This window comes from Nonomuraea sp. PA05, assembly GCF_008086045.1.
Taxonomy (GTDB): Bacteria; Actinomycetota; Actinomycetes; order Streptosporangiales; family Streptosporangiaceae; genus Nonomuraea; species Nonomuraea monospora.
On record NZ_VSEY01000012.1, the window covers coordinates 1 to 19,939 of the forward strand.

A 19,939-nucleotide genomic window follows, 5' to 3' on the forward strand; every position below is an offset into this window, starting at 1 on the left:
CCGTTGCAGTCCCAGATCTGCGCCTGCGCGCCGTTGGCCTGCGAGGCGCCGGTGACGTCCAGGCAGCGGCCCGAGCCGGCCCCTCTGATGGCGACCGCGGGGACGAGGCCGCCGCCGGTGACGGTGAACATGGCCGCCCCGTGCCCGGGCACCGACGCGCTGATCGTCCCGGACGAGGAGGACGTCGTGTGCGCCCACAGGTCGCGCACCGCGTAGGAGGACGCCGGGCCCAGGCCGAGGGCGGAGGCGGTGGTGGACACGGTAGTGGTCGTGGCGCCCCGGTTGAGCAGGACGACCGCGGCCGAGCCGTTGGACATCGGCTTGCGCCACACCTCCACATCACCGTTGTCGCTGATCTTGTGGCCCTGCCTGCCGCCCCAGTCCTGGTTGACCGCGATGACCTCGGTGTTCGTCAGGATGGAGCGGGTCTCGGCGCTCATCGACCGCAGGTCGTTGCCCGCGATGAGCGGCGCGTTCAGCAGCGACCACAGGCTGAAGTGCGCCCGCCCCTCGGTCGGCGTGAGCGCGCCGACGCCGACCTCCAGCATGTCGGGGTCGTTCCAGCCGCCGGGCCCCGAGTACGCCTCCAGCCCGACCTGCTGGTCCAGGATGCCCATGACGGAGTTCCAGTTCGCGGCGATGTCGCCCGTCGTGCGCCAGGAGTTGCCCACCGGCATCCCCCAGGTCCACACGTTCTCCTGACCCCAGTTGCACAGGCTGTAGACGATCGGGCGGCCGGTGGCGGCCAGCGCGTCGCGCATCGCGGTGTAACGCTGCTGCCCCGTCCTGCCCTGGTGGTCGCCGCAGTTGTCGTACTTGAGGTAGTCGATCCCCCAGGACGCCCACAGCGCGGCGTCGCGCTGCTCGTAGCCGAGGCTGGCCGGGTAGCCGGCGCACGTGGTCGTGCCCGCCGAGGAGTAGATGCCGAGCTTGAGCCCCTTGGCGTGGACGTAGTCCGCCAGGGCCTTCATGCCGCTGGGGAACTTCTGCGGATCCGGCACCAGGTTGCCGTTGCCGTCGCGGCTCCTGGTGGACCAGCAGTCGTCGATGTTGACGTAGGTGTAGCCCGCCGCGGCCATGCCGCTGGAGACCATGATGTCCGCGGTCTGCCGGATGAGGCTCTCGTTGACGTTGCAGAAGAAGGTGTTCCAGTCGTTCCAGCCCATCTGCGGGGTACGGGCGAGCCCGTTGTCGAGCGCGGCGGCGGGCGAGGTGCCGCTGCCGATCGCGACCAGCGAACCGGCGGCCAGGGACACCGCCAGGAACCATCTCATGATCCTGCGCATCTGACTCCTCCTTGGGGCTACTCGAACGAGGCGTCGTCGATCGAGAAGCCGTCGGTGCCCGCGGTCGTCTCGACGTAGAAGGTGGCGCCGGTCAGCGTCCCGGTCCACGAGACGGCCGCCGTGCCGGTGAGCCGGGTCCAGCCGCCGGAGCTGACCGGCGTGGCCGGGGTGAGCTGGACGTAGCTCGTCGTGCCGCCGGCGGTGACCGCGAGGGTCGCCTTGGCGCTGGGCGTGCCGCTCTGCGACCGCACCCACACGCTCGTGGTGTGGCTCCTGCCGTTGGTGAGCTTGGCGGTCACGTCCTGGGTGATGCCGTTCCATGCTGTCGTACGCCCGGTGATGGACAGCGCCCGCGTGCCTGCGTGCACCGGGGCGGTGACGGACGACAGGGCCCCGCCGGAGGCGCCCCAGCCCGTGGTGCCGCCCTCCATGTCGCCGTTGATCAGCAAATTCCCGCCGGCGCCGGCGGTGAAACGCCACCAGTCCACGTTGAACAGGTTGCCGCTGCCGCCGGTGTAGCGGAAGTACAGGTCATGAGTGCCCGTCGCGCCGTTCACCGGGCAGGTGACCGTCGTCCACGTCTGCCAGCCGCCGGTGCCCGGCACGGTGCACGTCCCGGCCAGGGGGCCGTTGATCCCGTCCAGGCGCAGCTCGATCCGGCCGCCGCTGGTCGCCGAGGCCACGCGCGCGCTGAAGGACGTCGCGCCGGAGCCGAAGGCGACGCCTTTGACCTTGACGTGGTCGCCGTTCTCGATCCAGCCGACGTTCATGCCGCCCTCGCTCGCGGGTTCGGTCTCCACGCCGGACCCCCAGGCGATCGTCTCGGCCTCCTGGCGGACGTAGGGGTCCAAGGCGGCCGCCTGGGGCGCTCCTGCCGTGGTCATGTTGATCGTCGGGATGGTGCCGTCGGCGTTGTAGGTGAACTTCTCCACGGCCACCGAGCGGGTGAAGCCGCCGCCGCCCGGCAGGGCGCCGTTGTGGTAGAAGAAGTACGAGCCGCCGTTGAAGTCGATGATCCCGGGGTGGTTGGTGAAGCTGCCGCCCTGCGTGGGCATGACCGTCCCGCGGTAGGTCCAGGGGCCGGTCGGGCCGGGGGCCGTCGAGTAGGCGATGAACTCCGAGCAGCATTTCGCGGCGAACACGTTGTAGTAGAGGCCGTTGCGCTTGTAGACCCAGGGGCCCTCTTCGTACAGGGTGGGGCGGGTGGTGTCGCCGGTGCGAGTGCCGAAGCCCGCGGTGGTGAGCGGGATCTGCGTGGGGCTGCCGGAGTACGAGATCATGTCGGCGTTCAGCCTGACGTACCAGAGGTTGGGGTTGCCCCAGTACAGGTAGGCCTGCCCGTTGTCGTCGATGAAGACCGTGGGGTCGATCTCGCCGTTCCTGACGAGCGGGCGGCCGATCGCGTCGGTGAAGGGCCCGGTGGGGCTGGTGGAGACGCCGACGCCGATGGCCATCTGGCCGCTCGCCCGGTCCTTCACCGGGACGTACCAGTAGAACTTGCCGTTCCTGTGGACGGCCTGGCCCGCCCACGCGTCGGCGCTCGCCCAGCTGAAGGTGGCGACGTTCATCGGCGAGCCGTGGTCGGTCCAGTTCACCAGGTCCGCGGACGACCAGACCCGCCACTCCTTCATGGTGAAGTACGTCGAGCCGTCCTCGTCGTGTCCGGTGTAGAGGTAGACCCGGCCGTTGTGCACGAGCGGAGCGGGGTCGGCGGTGTAGATCGTCTGGACGATCGGGTTGTCGGCCCTGGCCGTGCCCGGGACCGTCGTCACGACGCAGAGCAGCGCCATGAGCACGAGCGCGAGTCGTTTCATGGTCACCTTCCGGTCCAGCGCTGGTTGGCGCCGCCGTGGCAGGTGTAGAGCTGGATTCGGGTGCCGTTGGCGGTGGCCTGGCCGACCGCGTCCAGGCACAGCCCGGACTGCACGCCGGTGATGGTGCCGTCGGCGTTCAGCCGCCACTGCTGGTTGGCGCCGCCGTGGCAGGCGTAGATCTGAATTCGGGTGCCGTTGCCGGTGCCTGCGGCATCCAGGCACTTGTTGCCGTAGACGCGCAGTTCGCCGGCCGGGGTGGCGGCCCACTGCTGGTTCGGCTGGCCGTTGCAGTCCCACAGTTGCACGGCGGTGCCGTCGGCGGTGGCCGCGCCGGGCACGTCCACGCAGCGCCCGGAGGCCACGCCTCTGATCGGGGCGCCGGGGGTGGGGGTGGGGGTGGAGGAGCCGTCGTCCAGGCCGAAGAAGCGGATCGCGTAAGCGGCCATTCCGGGGTGCGGCAGGTTGTGGCCCGCGCCGTTGATCGTGTAGGACTCGACCTGGCCGGAGCCGAAGACCCGGCGGGTCCAGCCGGACTGCGGGCTGTCAGTGGAGGCGGGCGTCTGGCTCAGCCCGTGCACGTTGGTCCACTGGTCGATCTCTTCCTGCAGCATCGTGTACGGCAGGACGTCGTCGGCGGTGCCGTGCCAGGCCATCACCCGCGGGCGCGGCCCGGTGTAGCCGGGATAGGCGTTCCTGGCCAGGTCACCCCACTGCTGCGGGCTCTTGTCGCCGCATCCGGCCGGGCCGAGGCAGCCGTACGGAACGCCCGCGAACGGCGCGCCGGCCTTGAACACGTCCGGGTACGTGGCGAGCAGGTTGAGGGTCTCCATGGCGCCGGAGGAGAAGCCGGTGGCGAACACCTTCTGCGGGTCGCCGTTGTAGCGCTGCAACGCGTAGCTCACCATGGAGACGATCGACACCGGGTCGCTGCCGCCGCCGTGCCGCAAGGCCTCGTTCGACCACACGTCGAAGCAGTTCGACAGGCCGTTGGCGCTCTTGTTGGCCTGCGGGTAGATGACGACGAAGCCGTACCGGTCGGCCAGCGAGGCGAACTCGGTGCCCTGGTGGAAGCCTTGCGCCCAGCCGTTGCAGCCGTGCATCGCGACCAGGACGCCCGGCCGGGAGGCCAGCCTGTCCGGCGCGTAGAGGTACATCCGCAGGTTGCCGGGGTTGTTGCCGAAGCCAGTCACCTCGGTCAGCACCGCCGCCGACGCCTGCGGCGCGGCTGTGAGGAACATCGACAGCACGGTGACCGCCACCGTGATCAGAGCCGCCAGGGCGCCTCTTCGGGTACGGAGTTCGCTTCGCTGCATGGGCTCACCTCTCACTGTTAGCGCTAACAAAAACGCTGGGCCGGTGGCACGAGGGAGCAAACCCGAGGCGGAAACGTACTGTCAAGAACGCCTTAGCTTGCGACCAGTCGGAGTGGGCGGCAGGCGGGCACGCTCACCATCGGTTTCTCACCCCGACCAGCTAGAGCGTCCGCATGAAACTTTCATGCGCGACCCAGCCGATAGTTTCAGCCGCGACAGGGCCACACTGCCTCGAAACTTTCAGTTGATTCTTGACAACTTTCGGCGGCGCTTCCCACACTTGGGTGCTCTCCCTGATTCGCGTACGGAGGCTCAAGCATGCGCATGCCCCCATCCCCCGCCCGACGAGCTCTGATCGCCGGTGCGCTCGGCGCGCTCGGCCTGGTCACGGCTCTGGCGACGGCAGTCCCGGCCGGCGCCGCCGAAAGCACACTCGGCGCGGCCGCCGCACAGAGCGGCCGCTACTTCGGGACCGCCATCGCCTCCGGCAGACTCGGCGACTCCGCCTACACCACGATCGCCAACCGCGAGTTCAACATGGTGACCGCCGAGAACGAGATGAAGATCGACGCCACCGAACCCAACCGGGGGCAGTTCAACTTCACCGCCGGGGACCGGGTCTACAACTGGGCCGTGCAGAACGGCAAACGGGTCCGCGGCCACACCCTGGCCTGGCACTCCCAGCAGCCGGGCTGGATGCAGTCACTGTCCGGCAGCACCCTGCGCCAGGCCATGATCAACCACATCAACGGCGTCATGGCCCACTACAAGGGCAAGATCTACGCCTGGGACGTGGTCAACGAAGCCTACGCCGACGGTAACTCCGGCGGCCGGCGCGACTCCAACCTGCAACGCACCGGCAACGACTGGATCGAAGTCGCCTTCCGCACGGCCCGCGCCGCCGACCCGGCCGCCAAGCTCTGCTACAACGACTACAACATCGACAACTGGACCTGGGCCAAGACCCAAGGCGTCTACAACATGGTCCGCGACTTCAAAGCCCGCGGCGTCCCGATCGACTGCGTCGGCCTGCAATCCCACTTCAACAGCAACAGCCCCTACAACAGCAACTACCGCACTACCATCCAGAGTTTCGCCGCCCTCGGCGTGGACGTCCAGATCACCGAACTCGACATCCAGGGCGGCTCGGCCACCACCTACGCCAACGTGGTCAACGACTGCCTGGCCGTGCCGCGCTGCACCGGCGTCACCGTCTGGGGGGTGCGCGACACCGACTCCTGGCTCGGCTCCGGCGCCGCCCCGCTGCTCTTCGACGGCAACGGCAACAAGAAACCCGCCTACACCTCGGTACTCAACGCGCTCAACGGCGGCACCACCTCGCCGACGCCCGGCGGCAACGCGGGACAGCTCAAGGGCGTGGCCTCAGGCCGCTGCGTGGACGTGCCCAACGCCAGCACCACCGACGGCACGGCGGTGCACCTGTGGGACTGCAACGGCCAGTCCAACCAGCAATGGACACAGACCTCGGCCGGGGAGCTGAGGTCCGGCGGCAAGTGCCTGGACGCCGGGGGCACAGGCAACGGCGCCAGGATCCAGATCTACTCCTGCTGGGGCGGCGACAACCAGAAATGGCGCATCAACTCCGACGGCACCATCGTCGGAGTGCAGTCCGGGCTCTGCCTGGACGCCGTAGGCGCCGGCACCGCCAACGGCACCGGCCTGCAGCTCTACAGCTGCCACACCGGCAACAACCAGAAGTGGACCTACAACCCGGCCACCGCGTGAGCCGCACCTAGCCATCGACCGCCGGCAACGGCTCGGACGACGACCTGTGAAGGTTCGTTCGAGGCGGGCGCCGGCGGTCCTGGCGTGCTCATCGCTCGTGAGCTCGCTCCGGAAGCCGCGCAAGGCGGCGGCGACGGTCGTACGGTCATGGACCGCAGAGAGCAGCCAAGCGGCGGATGTCGGCGCGGACCGACCGCCGCAACAACCACCTCAGCACCGGCTCAAGCAACTTCTCGGAGGTCGCGCGTGGGGTGACACGCACGTGGAAGGTGAAGCGGCACCGGTCCGCGCCGAGCGGCTCGACGAGCCTGCCGCCCTCGGCGTCGATCCCCGACGTGGTGCGCCAGGCGAACGAGCGGCCCGGCTCCACCTGGACGACCTCGCCCCCGTTGCGATAGGTCCGGCCCGCGAACCGCATCACCTCGGCGGTGGTCGTGCCCACCCGGACGACGCCCTCGGGGCGCGGCGCCATCGTCTCGACGCCGTTGCGCCAGTGTGGATCCCGACCGTAGTCGGCGACGATCGCCCACACGCGTCCGGCCGGGCAGGCGATCTCCCCGGCCTCCTGAAGTTCGATCATCCGGCGATGATACGAGGCGGCCCGCGGGCGTCGTCTCAGCGGCTGGAGGTGGACGTCCCCGGTTCCGGTCAGTGGGTGTCCGGCCGGGGGATGTGGATGCCCGCGGCGCGGAGCTTGGCCTCGACGATCGCGACCCCCCGGGCCGTGGCCGAGCCCTGCTCCTCGCCGTGGTGGGCGATCAGGTGGTAGCGGGCAGCGGCGTCGGTGCGCGCTTGCAGGCCGGTCACGATCTTCAGGTGTGCCGGGTTGGCGAGGAAGTGGTCGGCGACGGCGGTGGCGAGTTCGGCCAGGCGCGGGTCGTCCGGCTCCCAGGCCGCGGCTTCGATGGCGCGCTTGCTCAGCTCGACGTACTGAGGGTCGTCGAGGGCTTGCTCGACGTGGGTGAGGAAGTCGTCGAAGCCCTCCGGGACCAGGGCTCTGGCCAGCACCCAGCCCTCCCTGGTGGCGGCCACCTCGTCCGCGGAGAGGCCGAGGCCGGACAGCCGCTCCAGCAGCGCCACGGCGCGGTCGGGCAGCAGCGCCCGGTCTCCGTCGGTGAGCCGGTGCAGCATGTCCCGGCGCGCGACCAGCTCCTCTATCCGTTCGGTGAGCTGCCGCTCGACGTCGGTGAGCGCGGCGGTGAACAGCGCGGGGTCGGCGTCGAGCAGGGGCCCGACTTCGGCCAGCGGCACCCCGGCGGCGGCCAGCGTCCGGGCCTGGACCAGCCGCAACAGCTCGGCCGAGCCGTAGCGCCGGTAGCCGGAGCTGTCGCGTTCCGGCTCCTTCACCAGGCCGAGCTTGTGGTAGTGCCGCACCGTCTTGACGGTGACGCCGACGAATGCCGCCGCCTGCCCGATCGTGACTCCGTTCATCGGCACCATCCTGCCCTGTGCTCGGGCTCGGCGGCCAGGCGGACGACCGCCGGCCGCGTCCCACGATGGAACGTCCGGGTCATGGGTGTTCAGTCCGCCCGCCGAGCCGGATCGGCCTGCTCACCGCGGAACACCTCGTTGACGAGCCTGTGCTGGGCGGGGCGGAACTTCGCCGTTATGGACAGGTCTGCGTCGTCCACCCAGTTCAGTACGGCGGTCAGGGTCCTGCTGCCGTCGGGCGTGCTGTACATCAGCGTCGAGGAGCCGACGTTGCCGCCGTTGTGCGTGAGGACGGTGCCGCCACCATCCGTCTTCTGGACGAACAAGCCCAGCCCGTAGTCCATGTCCGGCAGGCCCGTGGGGTGCGGGGCGCACATCTCGGCCAGCAGCGGCGCCGGCAGGAGCTTGCCGCTCATCAGCGCGGAGATGAACGTGGCCAGGTCCTGGGTGGTGGAGATCATGTCGCCGCCGGTGGAGACCCAGGAGGGGTTGTAGCGGGTGACGTCGATCGTCCGCTCGCGGCCGGCGTCCTCGTAGCGGTAGTAGATGTGGGCGTGCGGCTCGGGCAGCTCCGGCGAGGCGTCCGGCACCACCGTGCCCGGCAGGCCGAGCGGCTCCAGGATCAGCCGCCGCATCTCCTCCGCGAGCGGGCGGCCTGTGACCTGCTCGATCAGCAGCCGGGCCAGCACGTAGTTGGTGTTGGAGTAGCTCCAGCCCGTCCCCGGCTCGAACCGGGCCGGCTTGGACAGCGCCAGCCGTACCAGCTCCTCGGGCCGGTAGGTGTGGAAGCGGCTGTCCACCCACTCCTTGCCCGTGGTGCCGTAGGGCACGGGGACCCCGTGCACGATCGATCCGTCCTCGTACACCTCGCCGACGAAGTTGAACAGGCCGCTGGTGTGCTGCAGCAGCATCCGCACCGTGATCCGCCGGTCCAGCCCGAACCCGGGCAGGTAGTCGGCGGCCGGGGTGTCCAGCTCGATGCTGCCCTCGGCCACCAGTCGCAGCACCAGGGCCGCGGTGAAGGTCTTGGTGTTGCTGCCGATCCTGGCGTGCCCGTCGACCGGCGGCTTCGCGGTTCCGCCCAGCTCGGCCGTCCCGGCGCTGCCCGCCCATTCGCCGCGCTCGTCGCGCACGCGCAGCGTCACCCCGAGAAAACCGGACTCGACGATCTCCTCCATCATCGTGCGCAGCTGGGGGCGGTCCGGCCCGGCGGCGTCGAGGGCAGCGGTGATCTCGCGGGCCATCTCGGTCGTGGCGGGGCCCGGCCGGGGCCGGCGCGTCTGGGCGGTCTCGACGGCGACGAGGACGGTGCGGCGGAAGTTGCCGGCCTCGGCCGGATCGTGCTGCTTCAGGAGGTTCATGGCCGCGGTCAGGGCCGGCAGCACGCGGCCGGCGATCTCGGCCACGGACGTGCCTGCCAGGTCCCTGGGCTCGGGCCGGTCGGCGAGCACGTGCCCGATCAGGCCGGTGGCCGGCGCGATGCCGCCGTCGGTGGCGATCCTGTGGGGCTTGCCTGCGGCAGTGGCCATCAGCGCCACGGCGCCGTACGCGGCGATCCGCAGGGTGCTCTTGTCCTGGTCGGAGAGGGTGATCGTCATGGTGGGCGCCCTTCGGGGTTGCCGTGTCCGGGTCGGCGTCGCCGCCGCTGCGCCGAGCTTGCACCCTGACCCGAGGTCAACCACAACGGTGATCTGTCTCACAGATGCTGTGCCAGGGCGAGCGTGCCCGCGGAACCTCAACCGCACTTCAGTACACGATCGAGTGCCGCCCGGCCCGCGGGCCCCCAGTGCGGTTTGCCGCCGGGAAGGCCCCGATCTCCGTGCTGCCCCATGAGCATCAGGAAGAGGCTCTTCATCGCGGCCAGCCCGCGGGCGCGCCTGATCGTCGCCTCGTCCGCCTGCGCGTACGCGTCGAAAAAGCGTGCGGCCGCGCCCGCGGGGAGCAGCACCCACGCGGCGCCGAGGTCCCACGCCGGATCGCCGGCGAACAAGGCGCCGAAGTCGATCACGCCCGAGAGCGTCCCGTCCGAGACGACCACGTTCGCGGGGTGGAGGTCACCGTGCACCCACACCGGCGGGCCCTCCCACTCGGGGGCCGCGACGGCATCGTCCCAGACGGCCCGGACCGCGCGGACGTCGCCGACGGCGTCCGGGTCGATGGCCTGCAAGAACCGCTCGAACCCGCTGGTGCACCTCTTGGGGTGGGCACCGAAGTCCGTGCCGGCCGGGGCCTCGGCGGGCGCCTCCACGTGGAGCGCCCGGAGGAAACCGGCCAGGGTGCCGGCCGCGTGGGCGCCGCGGCTGATCGAGGCGTGGTCCAGCGGCTCGCCGGGAACCCACGTCATCACCGTCCAGTGCTTGGGGAAGCGCTCGGACGGCTCGCCGGACCGCACCGGGGCCGGCACCGGGAGCGGCAGGCGCGGGGCCAGCACGGGCAGCCATCGCCGCTCCTTGAGCTGGAGTTCGGGGGTGGGGTCCATGCGCTGCATGCGCACGGCCAGGTCGTCCCCGAGCCGCCACATGTGGTTGCCCCAGCCGCCCGCCACCTCGCGGACGGGCAGGTCCGCGAGGTCTGGGTGTTGCTCCCGCAGCAGGTCGCGGACCAGGGCCGCGGTGATCTCGGTGTCGGTCATGCGACGTCACAGTACCGAGGTGGCGGGGCGGGCTCCGGCACGTTGCCGATCAACGCCCATGTCCGGGAGTCAGGCGTATCCCGCGGCTCGCCCGCCGTCCACCCTCTGGCGCGCGGCCACGCCCATGCGCAGAATTCGCGGCACCAGCGCCCGATGGACCGGCGACAACAACGTCCACACCACCTTTCCCAGCCGCCGCTCGTACCGCAGGTAGGTCGCCGCCGCCACCTGTCCCTCGACGGCCCGCACCACGATGTTGGCGGTCAGGAACCAGGACGCGGCCTCCATCCGGATCCAGTCCGGCCCTTGCTCGGCGATGCGCCATCCGGCCACGGTCTCCGGCGAAGGCTCCCGGCTGAGCCGCAGCCGGAGGCAGCCGCTCCAGATCAGCCGTTCCGCGGCGTTCGGCACGTCGCCGAACATTGCCCGGGCCCACTGCTCGGGGGTGGCGCGCACGCCGGTGGAGAGCGTGTAGTGGTCGGTGTAGTCGGACAGGGGGCTGAGTGCGCGGACGGGCTCAGGGATGATCATCGCGCTGGTCTCCGTTCATCTATACGCTACCGTATAAGGCGAGGTTAGACCCATTTATACGGCACCGTATAGATGGCGGACAGGGTGAGGTGGGACACATGGTGGGCGCGATCCGCACACCACGCGACAAGTGGGTCGAGGCGGGGCTCCAGGCGCTGGCCGCCGGGGGTCCGGACGCCGTCCGCGTCGAGGCGCTGGCCAAGCGGCTCGGCGTCACGAAAGGCGGCTTCTACGGCTACTTCGCCGACCGCGACGCCCTGCTGACCGCGATGCTGGACGCCTGGGAACGGGAGAGCATCGACGAGGTGATCGAGCGCGTCGAACGCGAGGGCGGCGATCCCAAGGCCAAGATCCAGCGGGCGGGCATGCTCACCTTCTCCAACGACCGCCTGCTGCCCATCGACCTCGCCGTCCGCGGCTGGGCCCGGCACGACGAGGCGGTCGCCGAGCGGCTGCGGCGGGTCGACAACCGGCGCATGGAGCTGCTGCGCGAGATGATCGGCACGTTCTGCGCCGACCCCGACGAGGTCGAGGCCCGCAGCGTGCTGGCCTTCTGCGCGGCGATCGGCGCGCACTTCCTGGCCGCCGACCACGGCGGACGCACCCGCGCCCAGGTCCTCGCCCACGTCGGCGACCTGCTGCTCAACCGACCCCGGCCGGCCCCCGGCGACCGACCTCAGGGGTAGGGGTGCCCCCTACTCCCGACGAGGCGCCGGAGCGCGCCTTGACCGGGCTCCTGCGAGCCGGCGGCAGCCGCACCAGGAAGGCCCGCGCGTGGAGCAGGTGGCGGGCCTGACGCCCGCTGGACGTTCAGCGGGTGGCGGGCCCGCCGGACAGCGAGCTGGGCGCGTTGACGTTCGCGCCCTCGTCCACCCCGACGCCGAGGCGGTCCACCAGTTCCCCGCCCATCCAGCCGGACGCCGCTCCCAGGGCCACCCCGGCGAAGCTCAGGATCAGGGCCGGGACGGTGGGAACCCAGTCGGTGCCGGTCCGCAGCCACCAGCTACCGGCGAACAGCAGGAGAACGAGCACGTTGCCGATCCCGTGCAGGGCGCCGATCCGCTTGGCCCGGCTGCCGGCCGGGATGGCGACCCAGTCGATGAGACCGAACACCCCCGCGACCACGCCGCCGATGAGCCCCGCGGCGATCGCGTAACCGGCGGCCAGCGGGAAGCCGGAGCCGTTGGTGATCAGGTGGAGGATGTCGAAGATGGCCGCTGTGACCAGCAGCCCCAGGGGGAAGACGATGAGCATGGGATGCACCGGGTGTCCCAATGCCTTGGCCTTGCTGTCCATGACGCTCCTTGCGCATCCGGAAGGTACGACAGCGGCTACCCTCCGCCGATGCGACCATGCCGCCCCAGGCTCATCGCCAGACGAAGCCCCGCCCTGGTCGCTACACACTCGGATGGCGGCAGGGCACCGCCACCGCCGTCCGGCCTGGCGGAGCCAGGTCCTGGTCGGGCAGGACGGCCCGCAGCACCAGGGCCGCCGGAGCGCTGGGGCCGATCAGCGTCAGGTTCCCGCCGAGCGAACGGGCCAGCCTGCGCGCCCGCAGCATGGCGGTGGCGCCGCGCGAGTCCATGAAGGTCACCCGCCGCAGGTCCACGCTCAGCCGCGGGCCGCGTTGCCGGATCACCGTGGCGAGGAATTCGTACAGATCGTCGGCGGTCAGCAGATCGACCTCGCCACTTACGCCGACGACGGGTGCGCCTGCGGACAGGCTCACGCTGAGATCCAGTCTCATGAAGGGTTCCTAGCTGGTGCGCGCCCGGCGCTCTGGTGCGCCGAGTCCCCTCCCGTACCCTCAGCAAGCCGCCTCAACCACGACCTACCTGTTTCCGGCCCCCCGGTTGAGGACGTGGACCGTGCCCGGAAACCCAGCCTGACGTCCTGGATCGTCACGGCGTACGTCCCACGGCGGCCGTCCTGAGTAGTCGCGTACGAGCGCTGACGCAGCGCACCGAGATCTCACGAGTTCCGGAACCCTCACGCCCACTTTGTGCATCCAACAGCGCGTGAACGTACGTCGCCTCATATATTCGGCCGCCCTGGGAGCCCCGGTCCTGTACGCCGCGGTCAACCTGATCGCGCTCCAGTCGATCGCTCCGACGACAGGAGAACTCAACCCCTGGTACGACGAACCATGGACTGACGTGTTGCTGGAACAAGTGGAGCTGGAGGTTGCGCACGCGCGGGATGTGACGCTCGGCATCACGCTGATCCTGGCCGCCGAGGCGGCGCTCATCGCCGTGCTCGACCGGCTGAACCATCGATCGCCCTCCAGGTCGACCGTGCCGACCGGCGTCTGGTTCATCCTGTACGAGCTGACCCTGGTCGTGGCGGTGCTGCTCTCTCCCCTGACCCGGTTCTGGCTGCTCAACGATGATGGCGATCTTGAGGTGCTGGCCCCTGCGTGGCATTCCGCCGGATTGATCGCCATCCCCGTCCTGACTCTCATGGGCCTGATCGCCTGGATGTCGGGTCCGCGCGATGCGCGGTGAGAGGGTCAGCGCGTTCTGGGAAGGTGCCCGCTCAGAGGTGATGCGGGCGACGGCTCGTTGTCATCGGTCGAGCAGGCGCCGGAGGTCCTCCAGGAGTTTGGCGTCGGCGGCCAGGTGCGCCTCGGCGTTCTCGAACAGCGCGTCGGCCAGCGGCGACAGCCCCGCCTTCGCTTCCCGCCCCGCGGCGATCTCCGCCCGCCGGCCCTCCAGCGCCCGGGAGGAGGCCGCGACCAGCTCCCGCGCCTCGCCGGAATCCAGCAACGCGTGCCAGCGCAGCGCCAGCGCGAAGTCGGACCTGGTGGAGTGCGGGGGTGCGGACAGCGCCTTGCGTAGCAGGTCGCGTAGCGTGTGGCGGCCTTCGGGGGTGATCGCGTACACGCGGCGCAGCCGGTCACCGGTGCGCTCCTGCGCATGTGTCTCGGCCAGCCCTTCGGCTTCCAGCTTGGCCAGGGCGTGGTAGACCGACCCCGGCTTCACGTCGGTCCACTGCTCCAGCGCTCCGGCCATGACGAGCTGGTTGATCTCGTAGCCGTGCCGCGGGCCTTCGTTGAGCACTCCCAGGACGAGCAGCCGGGTCGACGACACTCGAACACCTCCACGCGATAGTCAAGGTTGACCATATCAGCGGCCTCGTGCTCTGATAGTCAAAATTGAATAATCAAAGTGGAGGTGAGTGATGTTCTTGCTCGCGCGAAGAATGGACACGCTCGTCCGTGCGTACGCACGGCTCGGCAGATTCAGCGGCGCGGTGCTGGTCGCCCGCCGGGGCAGGCGGCTTTTCGCCAAGGGGTACGGCCGCGCCGACCACGAGCACGCTGTGCCCAATACGCCGCGGACGGCGTTCAGGATCGGCTCCCAGACCAAGACCTTCACCGCGATCGCGATCCTGCGACTACAGGAACAGGGCAGGCTTCGCGTCACCGACCCGATCGGCCGCCACCTGCCCGGCTACCCGCAAGGCGACGCGATCACCCTGCACCACCTGCTGACCAACACCTCAGGCATCCCCGACTACGTCACGACCGACGGCTTCACCCGCATCATGGGAACGCCGCGCACGCGAGCGGCGCTCATCGCCGACTTCAAGGACCGGCCGCCGCTGTTCGATCCCGGCGCGCGGATGAGTTACAGCAACTCGGGATGGATCCTGCTCGGTGAGGTGATCGAGCGGTCGTCCGGCCTGACCTACGGTGAGTACGTCCGCAGGAACGTTCTCGCCCCCCTGGCCATGGACCGCAGCGGCCTGAGCGACGATCCCGGGCGGGGACACGCCGTCGGCTACATGGCGAGTGACGGCCGGCTCACCCGCACGCCGTACCTGCACAATTCCCATCAGGACGCCGCGGGGGCCCTGCACTCCACCGTCGAGGACCTGCACCGCTGGAACCGCGGCCTGCCCCGGCTGCTGCGTCCCGAATCGCTCGCGGAGCTGGTCAAGCCGCACGTCACGGCCGACGGGATCGGCTACGGGTACGGGTGTGCGGTACGCGGGGACCGGGTCGAGAGCTCGGGCGGCACCATCGGCTTCGTCAGCGTCTCCGCGCACCACCGTCGTGACGACCTCTTCGTGACCGTGCTGTCCAACATCGAAAACGCCGCCTTCACCGAGATCGAGGCCGCCCTGGCGGCCATCGCCCGCGGCGAGCCGTACGAGCCGCCCAGCCGCCGGACCTTCGTCGTTGTCGACCCGGACGTCCTCGACCGGTACACCGGCCGTTACACGATGCGGCACCTGGGCCGTACCTCCACGATGGAGGTCACGCGCGCCGGCGACCGGCTGATGGTGCAGGTGCACGGGCTCGCCAGGACCGAACTGCGGCCCATGTCCGAGACGCGCTTCTTCGCCAGGATGAAAGGTGAGGTGGAGCTGGATTTCCGGGCGACCGGCGAGGTGGCGCTGAACTGGGCGGGCCACGACGTCACCGCCCGCCCCGCCGCCTGATCTTCTCCAACCTGGCAGCGCAAGGGTCCACCGTCCTGTGCCCGTCAGCGAAGGGTCGTGTTCACGCGATCAGGAGTGCTCCTTCACCGGGATGCCGGGTGCGAAGTGGGAGACGGCGGCGACCAGGCGGTCCTTGTCGAGGCGCCAGCCGGTCACTGTCCGGGAGGAGATCGCGACGTCGGCGGGCACCGGCACAAGATGCCGCAGGACGGCACGGGCCCTCGGGTTGTCCCCAGGCAGAGCCGGAGCTCCCTGCCTTCGGGTGACCCCGACGTAAGGCACCGAGGCGCCGCCCGCGGCCTGGCGCCAGAGGACGACACCCGTGATGTCCTCCCAGGGCACGTGGGCGGTGGTGGCGCTGTAACGGGCGGGGCTGCCGCCGAGCAGCACGCCGGTCTCGTCCACCTGGAACGCGACTTTGCGGCTGAACGCCATGTACGCCAGGTAGAGGCTGCCTGCGCCGGCAAGCACCACGCCCGGTATCTTCGCGATCAGCGGCATGTCCGTGATCAGGATGGCCACGGCGAAGACGCCGCAGCCCGCTACCAAGGCGATGGTCTTGCGGTCCCAGCCGTAGCGCGCCTGGTATGCGGGTGTGGTGCCGCCGTCCTTCATGGCTGGATCATGACAACGATCGGCGCCCAAGGGAAGCCCTCCGGGGGTGCCGCGCGGGGTTCGAGGGCACGTTCGCCGCCGTACGGGGAGGTTGGATGAACCCTCCAAGTCGGCGGCTTCAAGGGGCGCATCCGGCTCGCGCCGTGGAGCTGGCCAGGACTCTTCCCCTGGAGGTCACCCTGGTCGGCGGCAAGGGATTCTCGGCCGTCGAGCTGCGGCAGGCTCAGGACACGGTCGTCGCCTGGCTGCGGACCCGTCCTGAGGCGGCGACGATGTCGGCAGGGCCTGCCAAGGTCTCGGCATGACCATCGACGCGCGCTGACGCCGTTCCGCTGGCTGCGACCGCCGTACACAGCCTCAGTGATCTGGTGAGGCAGTTGAGCCATGAGCCTGGCCACGAGGCCGGTTGACTTCCGGCGAGGGTCCACGTCGCGGGGCCGGCAGCGTCACCCTCCGCCCGAGGTGGCGGGCACCATCTGACGCTTCGCCTCAGGCCTTGGCGGGCCTGGTGATGCTGTCGAAGTACAGCTTCAGCAGCTCCCGCACCCCCGGCGTCTCATGGATCTGCACGCTTGAGGCGTATCCAGCGATCTGCATGCTGGAGTACGCGGGAGGTATCGCCCCCGGCGTGGTGATCTGCGGCCACAGTTCGTTGGCCACCACTTCGAGCAACGCCACGGCGAGCTGATCGGGGGTCTTCCCGCCCTCCCAGCCCGGGGGCAGCGTGATCGCCGTGTCGGTGGCCGTGGAGACCACCTTGAGCCCCAGCAGCGCGTTGTCCCGGCCCAGGGTCAGGTGCTTGTTGACCCTGTCGATCAGGAGGTCCATCTGCTTCTTGAACTCGTCGAGCAGACCGGTGACCACCTCCTTGTACTCGGGTCCGTCCGGGATGGCCGCCAGGCCGGACAACGAGGAGCTGGGCAGCGGCTTCTCCTTGGAGTCGCGGTAGAGGTTGTGGGCCTGGATCCAGGCGCGTATCACCCGGGACGACATCAGCGCGTGGACCTGCTCCAGCAGCGTGCCCTTGCCGCCGCGCAGCAGATCCAGCTCGGCAGCCGAGAGACCGGGCTTGCCGCCGAGCAGGTCGACGGCCACCTGTTCGTAGTTGGCGGCGTTGACCTCGGCCAGCTCCGGGATGAGCAGGTAGTGCGCGTTGACCGCACGGTAGGCGAAGTCGATCGTGTAGTAGTTCTGGGCGAGCGTGTGCGACACCTCGTGCAGCAGCGCCGCCGCCGACTCCGCGTCGCCGTCGACGTTGTTGAGCAGTCTCCTGCCCACCTCGACCCAGGCCTTCTCCCCTTGACCATGAGCGAGGGCCCGCATCGTGCCAGGCAGGTCGGGGCCGTAGACGAAGCCCATTGCGGGGCCTTTGCCGGTCTGCGCGTGCAGGGCCTTGAACTTGCCGAGGATGGCGGGGAAGCGCGCGGCGGCCTTGTCCGCGCGCGTCCCGAAGCACCTCTTCAGGCTCTCCACCGCCGCGGGGCTCCCCGTGACGACCTGGTCGACGACCTCCTTCTCGATTCTCTGGATCAGCCCGTCGAACCATGGGTTCCTCGCGATGCCGGGAACCCAGCCGTGCAGGCGGTTGAGCGTTTCGACGATCAGGGGCAGCCCCTTGGCCATCTCCTCGCCGCTGGCCTTCCGTCCGGCGGGGTTCGTGGTCAGGTCCCCCGCGAGTCGGACCCAGGTGGGGGACAGCTCCTTGGTCCAGTGGGCGCGCAGGTCCTTGAGCACCTCGTCGTCGGGGAGATCGCGCCGCGCGCCGTTGACGAGCTTCACGTACGACTCGGCGACGTAGCCCGTCCTGGACCTGATCGCGTCGAGCATCGCCGCAGTGGGAATGGGGATCATCGCGCGCCTTCCTTGTCGTCGGCTCAGCGTGGACCCGCCCCGGTCCCCCGTCAGTGTCGCGGATTACAGCTTTCGCGAGGTCGGCGTGACGGGTCCCGGCCCAGGCTCGGGAGAGGGGCGTGCTTCGGGCTGCCGGTTCGTTCCCAGGGACCGGTGGGCGCCGTCGTCTCGGCATGCGCTAGCTCGGCGCGGCGGGCCGCCGCGACGGCCAGGGCCGCCAGCAGCGCGGTCGTGACGGCCGTCGCCGCGAGCGCGGTCCAGGTGGCCGCGTCGGGGTGGATCAGCGACTGGCCGCGCAGCGCCTGCCAGGCGGTGATGGTGAACACCGCGCTGTAGCCCAGGATGACGACCCCGGTGAACTGCGCGCGTACGCGTTCATGGCGCAAGAACCCGATCCGGGTGGCGAGGGCGGTGAGGAGCAGCACCGTGAGCACGAACACCTGGATGGAGTGCAGGCCGATGAAGTGCGGGACGCGCAGGTCGCCGCCCGTGGTGCTCCAGTTCGTGATCGGCATGCCGCCGCCGTCCGGCGCCCCGACCCCGTGCCCGCCCACCAGCGGGACCGGCCTGCCGTAGGCGTCCTGGACCGTGCGGGGCCCGGCTGACGAGGTCCACCCGGTGATGAAGGACGCCAGCGCCATGCCGAGAACGGCCAGCCCGAGCCCGGCGCGCAGGGCCCAGGTGAGTGCCGCGTCGCCGATGCGCTGGAACAGCAGCATGACGGCGACGATCAGGCTCGCCCCGAACAGCCCGAACACCCCGGTGGAGAAGATCTGCTGCCCGATCTGGTTGAACGGGTCGGTGCCGGCGTTGAAGTGGCTGAAGGTGCCGCGGGCGGCCTGCACCACGATGAAGCCGACGTCGATCAGCCCGGCGACGGCGAAGACTGTTCCGGCGATCCACATGGTGCGCCGCGCCCGACGCAGTTTCGGGATCAGCCAGGCGAGCGTCGCGCCGTACATGACGAACGACACCGCGAACTTCAGCGGCTTGGCCCAGATCGACTGTTGCAGGAGCTCGCGACCGTCGGCGAGGAGACCGGCGCTCGCGACGACCACCAACGCGGACATGGCCGCCACCATGATCGTGAGCGGCCGGTGCCACGACCGCATGCCGGGCCCTCGCCAGGTTGCGTACGGTGTATCAATTGTCATGCGTACATCGTATGGGAACACCTTGAACGAAGAGCGATTCAGCCGTTCATAGGCGGCACAAAGTGCACTAGTGTGCTAGGTAGTGAACTAGTACATTGAGGGAAGGCAGGCCATGGCATCGGCCAAGCAACGCCCGGATCCGCCCTACCGGCGCATCGTCGCGGAGTTCCGTACCCGGATTCTGGCCGGAGACCTGCGGCCGGGCGAGCGCGTACCGTCCATCCGGCAGATCGCCCAGCGGTGGGGTGTCGCGGTCGCGACCGCGACCAAGGTGGTGGCGGCCCTGCGTGACGAGGGGCTGGTCGAGGCGAGGGTCGGCGCCGGTACGGTGGTCAGCGCGCGCGAGAGCAGAAGGGAGCGGCCGGCGGGTCCAGCGGTTCAGCAGGCCGGCGTTCCCAAGGGCTCGCTGAACCGTGAGCACGTCCTGCGCACCGCGATCGCGATCGCCGACGCCGAAGGGCTCGGCGCGGTGTCCATGCGGCGGCTCGCGGCCGAGCTCGGCGCGGGCCCGATGTCGCTGTACCGGCACGTGACGGGCAAGGACGAGCTGGTGACGCAGATGGCCGACGAGGTCTTCGGCGAGGTGGAGCTGCCCGTCCCGGGGCCGGAGGGGTGGCGGGCCAAGCTGGAGCTCGTCGCCCGCCGGCAGTGGGAGTTGTCCCGGCGGCACCTCTGGCTGCCCAGGGCCGTCTCGTTCACCCGTCCCTTGCTGGTGCCCAACATGATGGCCCACACCGAGTGGACCCTGCGCGCACTCGACGAGCTCGAGTTGCCCATGGAGATCAGGGCCCGCGAAGCGCTCACGCTGCCCGCGCTGGTGCACACCGTGGCGCTGTCCATGGCGGAGGAGGCCGAAGCCGAGCAGGAGACCGGCGTGACGCATGACGGGTGGTGGCTGCTCCAGCGCGAGCGGGCCGGCGAACTTCTCAGCACCGGACGATTCCCGCTGCTGGCCATGCTGCCCGAGGAGACGGTGTCGGACCTGGACGGCATGTTCGAGTACATCCTGGCACGCCATCTCGACGGGTTCGCCGTCATGGTGAGCAGGGACGCGGGTCGTCCTCGGGGTGAAGCCGATGTGAAGCAGCCATGATGGCGCCGCGTGCTCCACTGGAGCATT

At 70.1% G+C, this 19,939-nt stretch carries 20 protein-coding genes; 6 read left to right on the forward strand and 14 right to left on the reverse strand.

The genetic code is table 11. The annotated features are described in order from the left end of the window. The 3 genes from FXF51_RS19920 to FXF51_RS19930 form a co-directional block, all read right to left on the reverse strand. Positions 1 to 1,286 (reverse strand): alpha-galactosidase (locus tag FXF51_RS19920; RefSeq protein ID WP_148436022.1); only part of this gene is annotated, 1,286 nt, incomplete at its 3' end. A 17-nt stretch (positions 1,287 to 1,303) separates the two neighbouring features. Then, positions 1,304 to 3,100 carry a family 43 glycosylhydrolase gene (locus FXF51_RS19925; RefSeq protein ID WP_148436023.1) on the reverse strand — a complete coding sequence of 599 codons (1,797 nt, stop codon included), beginning with the start codon at positions 3,098 to 3,100 and terminating at the stop codon, positions 1,304 to 1,306. Positions 3,101 to 3,102: 2 nt separating this feature from the next. Next, positions 3,103 to 4,413 (reverse strand): PHB depolymerase family esterase, encoded by a 1,311-nt coding sequence (locus FXF51_RS19930; protein WP_148436024.1) that lies wholly within the window; start codon positions 4,411 to 4,413, stop codon positions 3,103 to 3,105. Positions 4,414 to 4,731: 318 nt separating this feature from the next. Between FXF51_RS19930 and FXF51_RS19935 the strand changes: the two genes are divergently transcribed. Beyond that, complete coding sequence (locus tag FXF51_RS19935; RefSeq protein ID WP_148436025.1) at positions 4,732 to 6,159, forward strand: endo-1,4-beta-xylanase; 1,428 nt, start codon at positions 4,732 to 4,734, stop codon at positions 6,157 to 6,159. 145 nt (positions 6,160 to 6,304) lie between these two features. On the opposite strand, the gene FXF51_RS19940 is transcribed toward FXF51_RS19935, so the two are convergent. The 5 genes from FXF51_RS19940 to FXF51_RS19960 all read right to left on the reverse strand — a co-directional run bounded on the left by FXF51_RS19940 (position 6,305) and on the right by FXF51_RS19960 (position 10,753). Then, entirely contained in the window at positions 6,305 to 6,739 is a 435-nt protein-coding gene (locus tag FXF51_RS19940) for an SRPBCC family protein (protein WP_148436026.1), read from the reverse strand. 68 nt (positions 6,740 to 6,807) lie between these two features. Beyond that, the gene (locus FXF51_RS19945; protein WP_262379678.1) at positions 6,808 to 7,590 is read right to left on the reverse strand and encodes a MerR family transcriptional regulator; all 783 of its coding nucleotides are present in this window, start codon (positions 7,588 to 7,590) and stop codon (positions 6,808 to 6,810) included. Positions 7,591 to 7,679: 89 nt separating this feature from the next. After that, entirely contained in the window at positions 7,680 to 9,188 is a 1,509-nt protein-coding gene (locus FXF51_RS19950; protein ID WP_262379679.1) for a serine hydrolase domain-containing protein, read from the reverse strand. A 137-nt stretch (positions 9,189 to 9,325) separates the two neighbouring features. Continuing rightward, entirely contained in the window at positions 9,326 to 10,222 is an 897-nt protein-coding gene (locus tag FXF51_RS19955; protein ID WP_148436028.1) for an aminoglycoside phosphotransferase family protein, read from the reverse strand. 69 nt (positions 10,223 to 10,291) lie between these two features. Continuing rightward, positions 10,292 to 10,753, reverse strand: a complete 462-nt coding sequence (locus FXF51_RS19960) for a DUF2867 domain-containing protein (RefSeq protein ID WP_148436029.1) — start codon at positions 10,751 to 10,753, stop codon at positions 10,292 to 10,294. A 98-nt stretch (positions 10,754 to 10,851) separates the two neighbouring features. Here FXF51_RS19960 and FXF51_RS19965 point away from each other — a divergent pair, with 98 nt between their 5' ends. Continuing rightward, complete coding sequence (locus FXF51_RS19965; protein WP_187414458.1) at positions 10,852 to 11,439, forward strand: TetR/AcrR family transcriptional regulator; 588 nt, start codon at positions 10,852 to 10,854, stop codon at positions 11,437 to 11,439. A 124-nt stretch (positions 11,440 to 11,563) separates the two neighbouring features. Here FXF51_RS19965 and FXF51_RS19970 read toward each other — a convergent pair whose 3' ends face one another. Both FXF51_RS19970 and FXF51_RS19975 read right to left on the reverse strand, forming a co-directional pair. Continuing rightward, entirely contained in the window at positions 11,564 to 12,049 is a 486-nt protein-coding gene (locus tag FXF51_RS19970; protein WP_148436031.1) for a DUF2231 domain-containing protein, read from the reverse strand. 100 nt (positions 12,050 to 12,149) lie between these two features. Next, a complete protein-coding gene (locus tag FXF51_RS19975) occupies positions 12,150 to 12,500 on the reverse strand; it encodes an STAS domain-containing protein (protein ID WP_148436032.1) in 351 nt (116 codons plus the stop codon). 271 nt (positions 12,501 to 12,771) lie between these two features. Here FXF51_RS19975 and FXF51_RS19980 point away from each other — a divergent pair, with 271 nt between their 5' ends. After that, entirely contained in the window at positions 12,772 to 13,257 is a 486-nt protein-coding gene (locus tag FXF51_RS19980) for a hypothetical protein (RefSeq protein WP_148436033.1), read from the forward strand. A 60-nt stretch (positions 13,258 to 13,317) separates the two neighbouring features. Here FXF51_RS19980 and FXF51_RS19985 read toward each other — a convergent pair whose 3' ends face one another. Then, complete coding sequence (locus FXF51_RS19985) at positions 13,318 to 13,842, reverse strand: PadR family transcriptional regulator (RefSeq protein WP_148436034.1); 525 nt, start codon at positions 13,840 to 13,842, stop codon at positions 13,318 to 13,320. A gap of 91 nt (positions 13,843 to 13,933) precedes the next feature. On the opposite strand from FXF51_RS19985, the gene FXF51_RS19990 reads away from it, so the two are divergent. Beyond that, the gene (locus FXF51_RS19990) at positions 13,934 to 15,199 is read left to right on the forward strand and encodes a serine hydrolase domain-containing protein (protein ID WP_148436035.1); all 1,266 of its coding nucleotides are present in this window, start codon (positions 13,934 to 13,936) and stop codon (positions 15,197 to 15,199) included. Positions 15,200 to 15,268: 69 nt separating this feature from the next. Here FXF51_RS19990 and FXF51_RS19995 read toward each other — a convergent pair whose 3' ends face one another. Then, on the reverse strand, positions 15,269 to 15,814 hold the full coding sequence (locus FXF51_RS19995; protein WP_148436036.1) for a hypothetical protein: 546 nt from the start codon (positions 15,812 to 15,814) through the stop codon (positions 15,269 to 15,271). A 95-nt stretch (positions 15,815 to 15,909) separates the two neighbouring features. Between FXF51_RS19995 and FXF51_RS20000 the strand changes: the two genes are divergently transcribed. Continuing rightward, positions 15,910 to 16,119 (forward strand): hypothetical protein, encoded by a 210-nt coding sequence (locus FXF51_RS20000; RefSeq protein ID WP_148436037.1) that lies wholly within the window; start codon positions 15,910 to 15,912, stop codon positions 16,117 to 16,119. A 184-nt stretch (positions 16,120 to 16,303) separates the two neighbouring features. On the opposite strand, the gene FXF51_RS20005 is transcribed toward FXF51_RS20000, so the two are convergent. Further along, on the reverse strand, positions 16,304 to 17,665 hold the full coding sequence (locus FXF51_RS20005; RefSeq protein ID WP_148436038.1) for a hypothetical protein: 1,362 nt from the start codon (positions 17,663 to 17,665) through the stop codon (positions 16,304 to 16,306). A gap of 50 nt (positions 17,666 to 17,715) precedes the next feature. Then, positions 17,716 to 18,819, reverse strand: coding sequence for a hypothetical protein (locus FXF51_RS20010; protein ID WP_148436039.1), 1,104 nt, complete (start codon positions 18,817 to 18,819; stop codon positions 17,716 to 17,718). A gap of 112 nt (positions 18,820 to 18,931) precedes the next feature. On the opposite strand from FXF51_RS20010, the gene FXF51_RS20015 reads away from it, so the two are divergent. Continuing rightward, positions 18,932 to 19,912, forward strand: coding sequence for a GntR family transcriptional regulator (locus tag FXF51_RS20015; protein WP_148436040.1), 981 nt, complete (start codon positions 18,932 to 18,934; stop codon positions 19,910 to 19,912). Positions 19,913 to 19,939 lie beyond the last annotated feature (27 nt).

Bases quoted from the DNA above. Each gene is read 5' to 3' on its own strand.
- FXF51_RS19925 (WP_148436023.1), bottom strand. From the start codon at position 3,100: ATGAAACGACTCGCGCTCGTGCTCATGGCGCTGCTCTGCGTCGTGACG.
- FXF51_RS19930 (WP_148436024.1), bottom strand. From the start codon at position 4,413: ATGCAGCGAAGCGAACTCCGTACCCGAAGAGGCGCCCTGGCGGCTCTG.
- FXF51_RS19935 (WP_148436025.1), top strand. From the start codon at position 4,732: ATGCGCATGCCCCCATCCCCCGCCCGACGAGCTCTGATCGCCGGTGCG.
- FXF51_RS19940 (WP_148436026.1), bottom strand. From the start codon at position 6,739: ATGATCGAACTTCAGGAGGCCGGGGAGATCGCCTGCCCGGCCGGACGC.
- FXF51_RS19945 (WP_262379678.1), bottom strand. From the start codon at position 7,590: ATGAACGGAGTCACGATCGGGCAGGCGGCGGCATTCGTCGGCGTCACC.
- FXF51_RS19950 (WP_262379679.1), bottom strand. From the start codon at position 9,188: ATGACGATCACCCTCTCCGACCAGGACAAGAGCACCCTGCGGATCGCC.
- FXF51_RS19955 (WP_148436028.1), bottom strand. From the start codon at position 10,222: ATGACCGACACCGAGATCACCGCGGCCCTGGTCCGCGACCTGCTGCGG.
- FXF51_RS19960 (WP_148436029.1), bottom strand. From the start codon at position 10,753: ATGATCATCCCTGAGCCCGTCCGCGCACTCAGCCCCCTGTCCGACTAC.
- FXF51_RS19965 (WP_187414458.1), top strand. From the start codon at position 10,852: ATGGTGGGCGCGATCCGCACACCACGCGACAAGTGGGTCGAGGCGGGG.
- FXF51_RS19970 (WP_148436031.1), bottom strand. From the start codon at position 12,049: ATGGACAGCAAGGCCAAGGCATTGGGACACCCGGTGCATCCCATGCTC.
- FXF51_RS19975 (WP_148436032.1), bottom strand. From the start codon at position 12,500: ATGAGACTGGATCTCAGCGTGAGCCTGTCCGCAGGCGCACCCGTCGTC.
- FXF51_RS19990 (WP_148436035.1), top strand. From the start codon at position 13,934: ATGTTCTTGCTCGCGCGAAGAATGGACACGCTCGTCCGTGCGTACGCA.
- FXF51_RS19995 (WP_148436036.1), bottom strand. From the start codon at position 15,814: ATGAAGGACGGCGGCACCACACCCGCATACCAGGCGCGCTACGGCTGG.
- FXF51_RS20000 (WP_148436037.1), top strand. From the start codon at position 15,910: ATGAACCCTCCAAGTCGGCGGCTTCAAGGGGCGCATCCGGCTCGCGCC.
- FXF51_RS20005 (WP_148436038.1), bottom strand. From the start codon at position 17,665: ATGATCCCCATTCCCACTGCGGCGATGCTCGACGCGATCAGGTCCAGG.
- FXF51_RS20010 (WP_148436039.1), bottom strand. From the start codon at position 18,819: ATGACAATTGATACACCGTACGCAACCTGGCGAGGGCCCGGCATGCGG.
- FXF51_RS20015 (WP_148436040.1), top strand. From the start codon at position 18,932: ATGGCATCGGCCAAGCAACGCCCGGATCCGCCCTACCGGCGCATCGTC.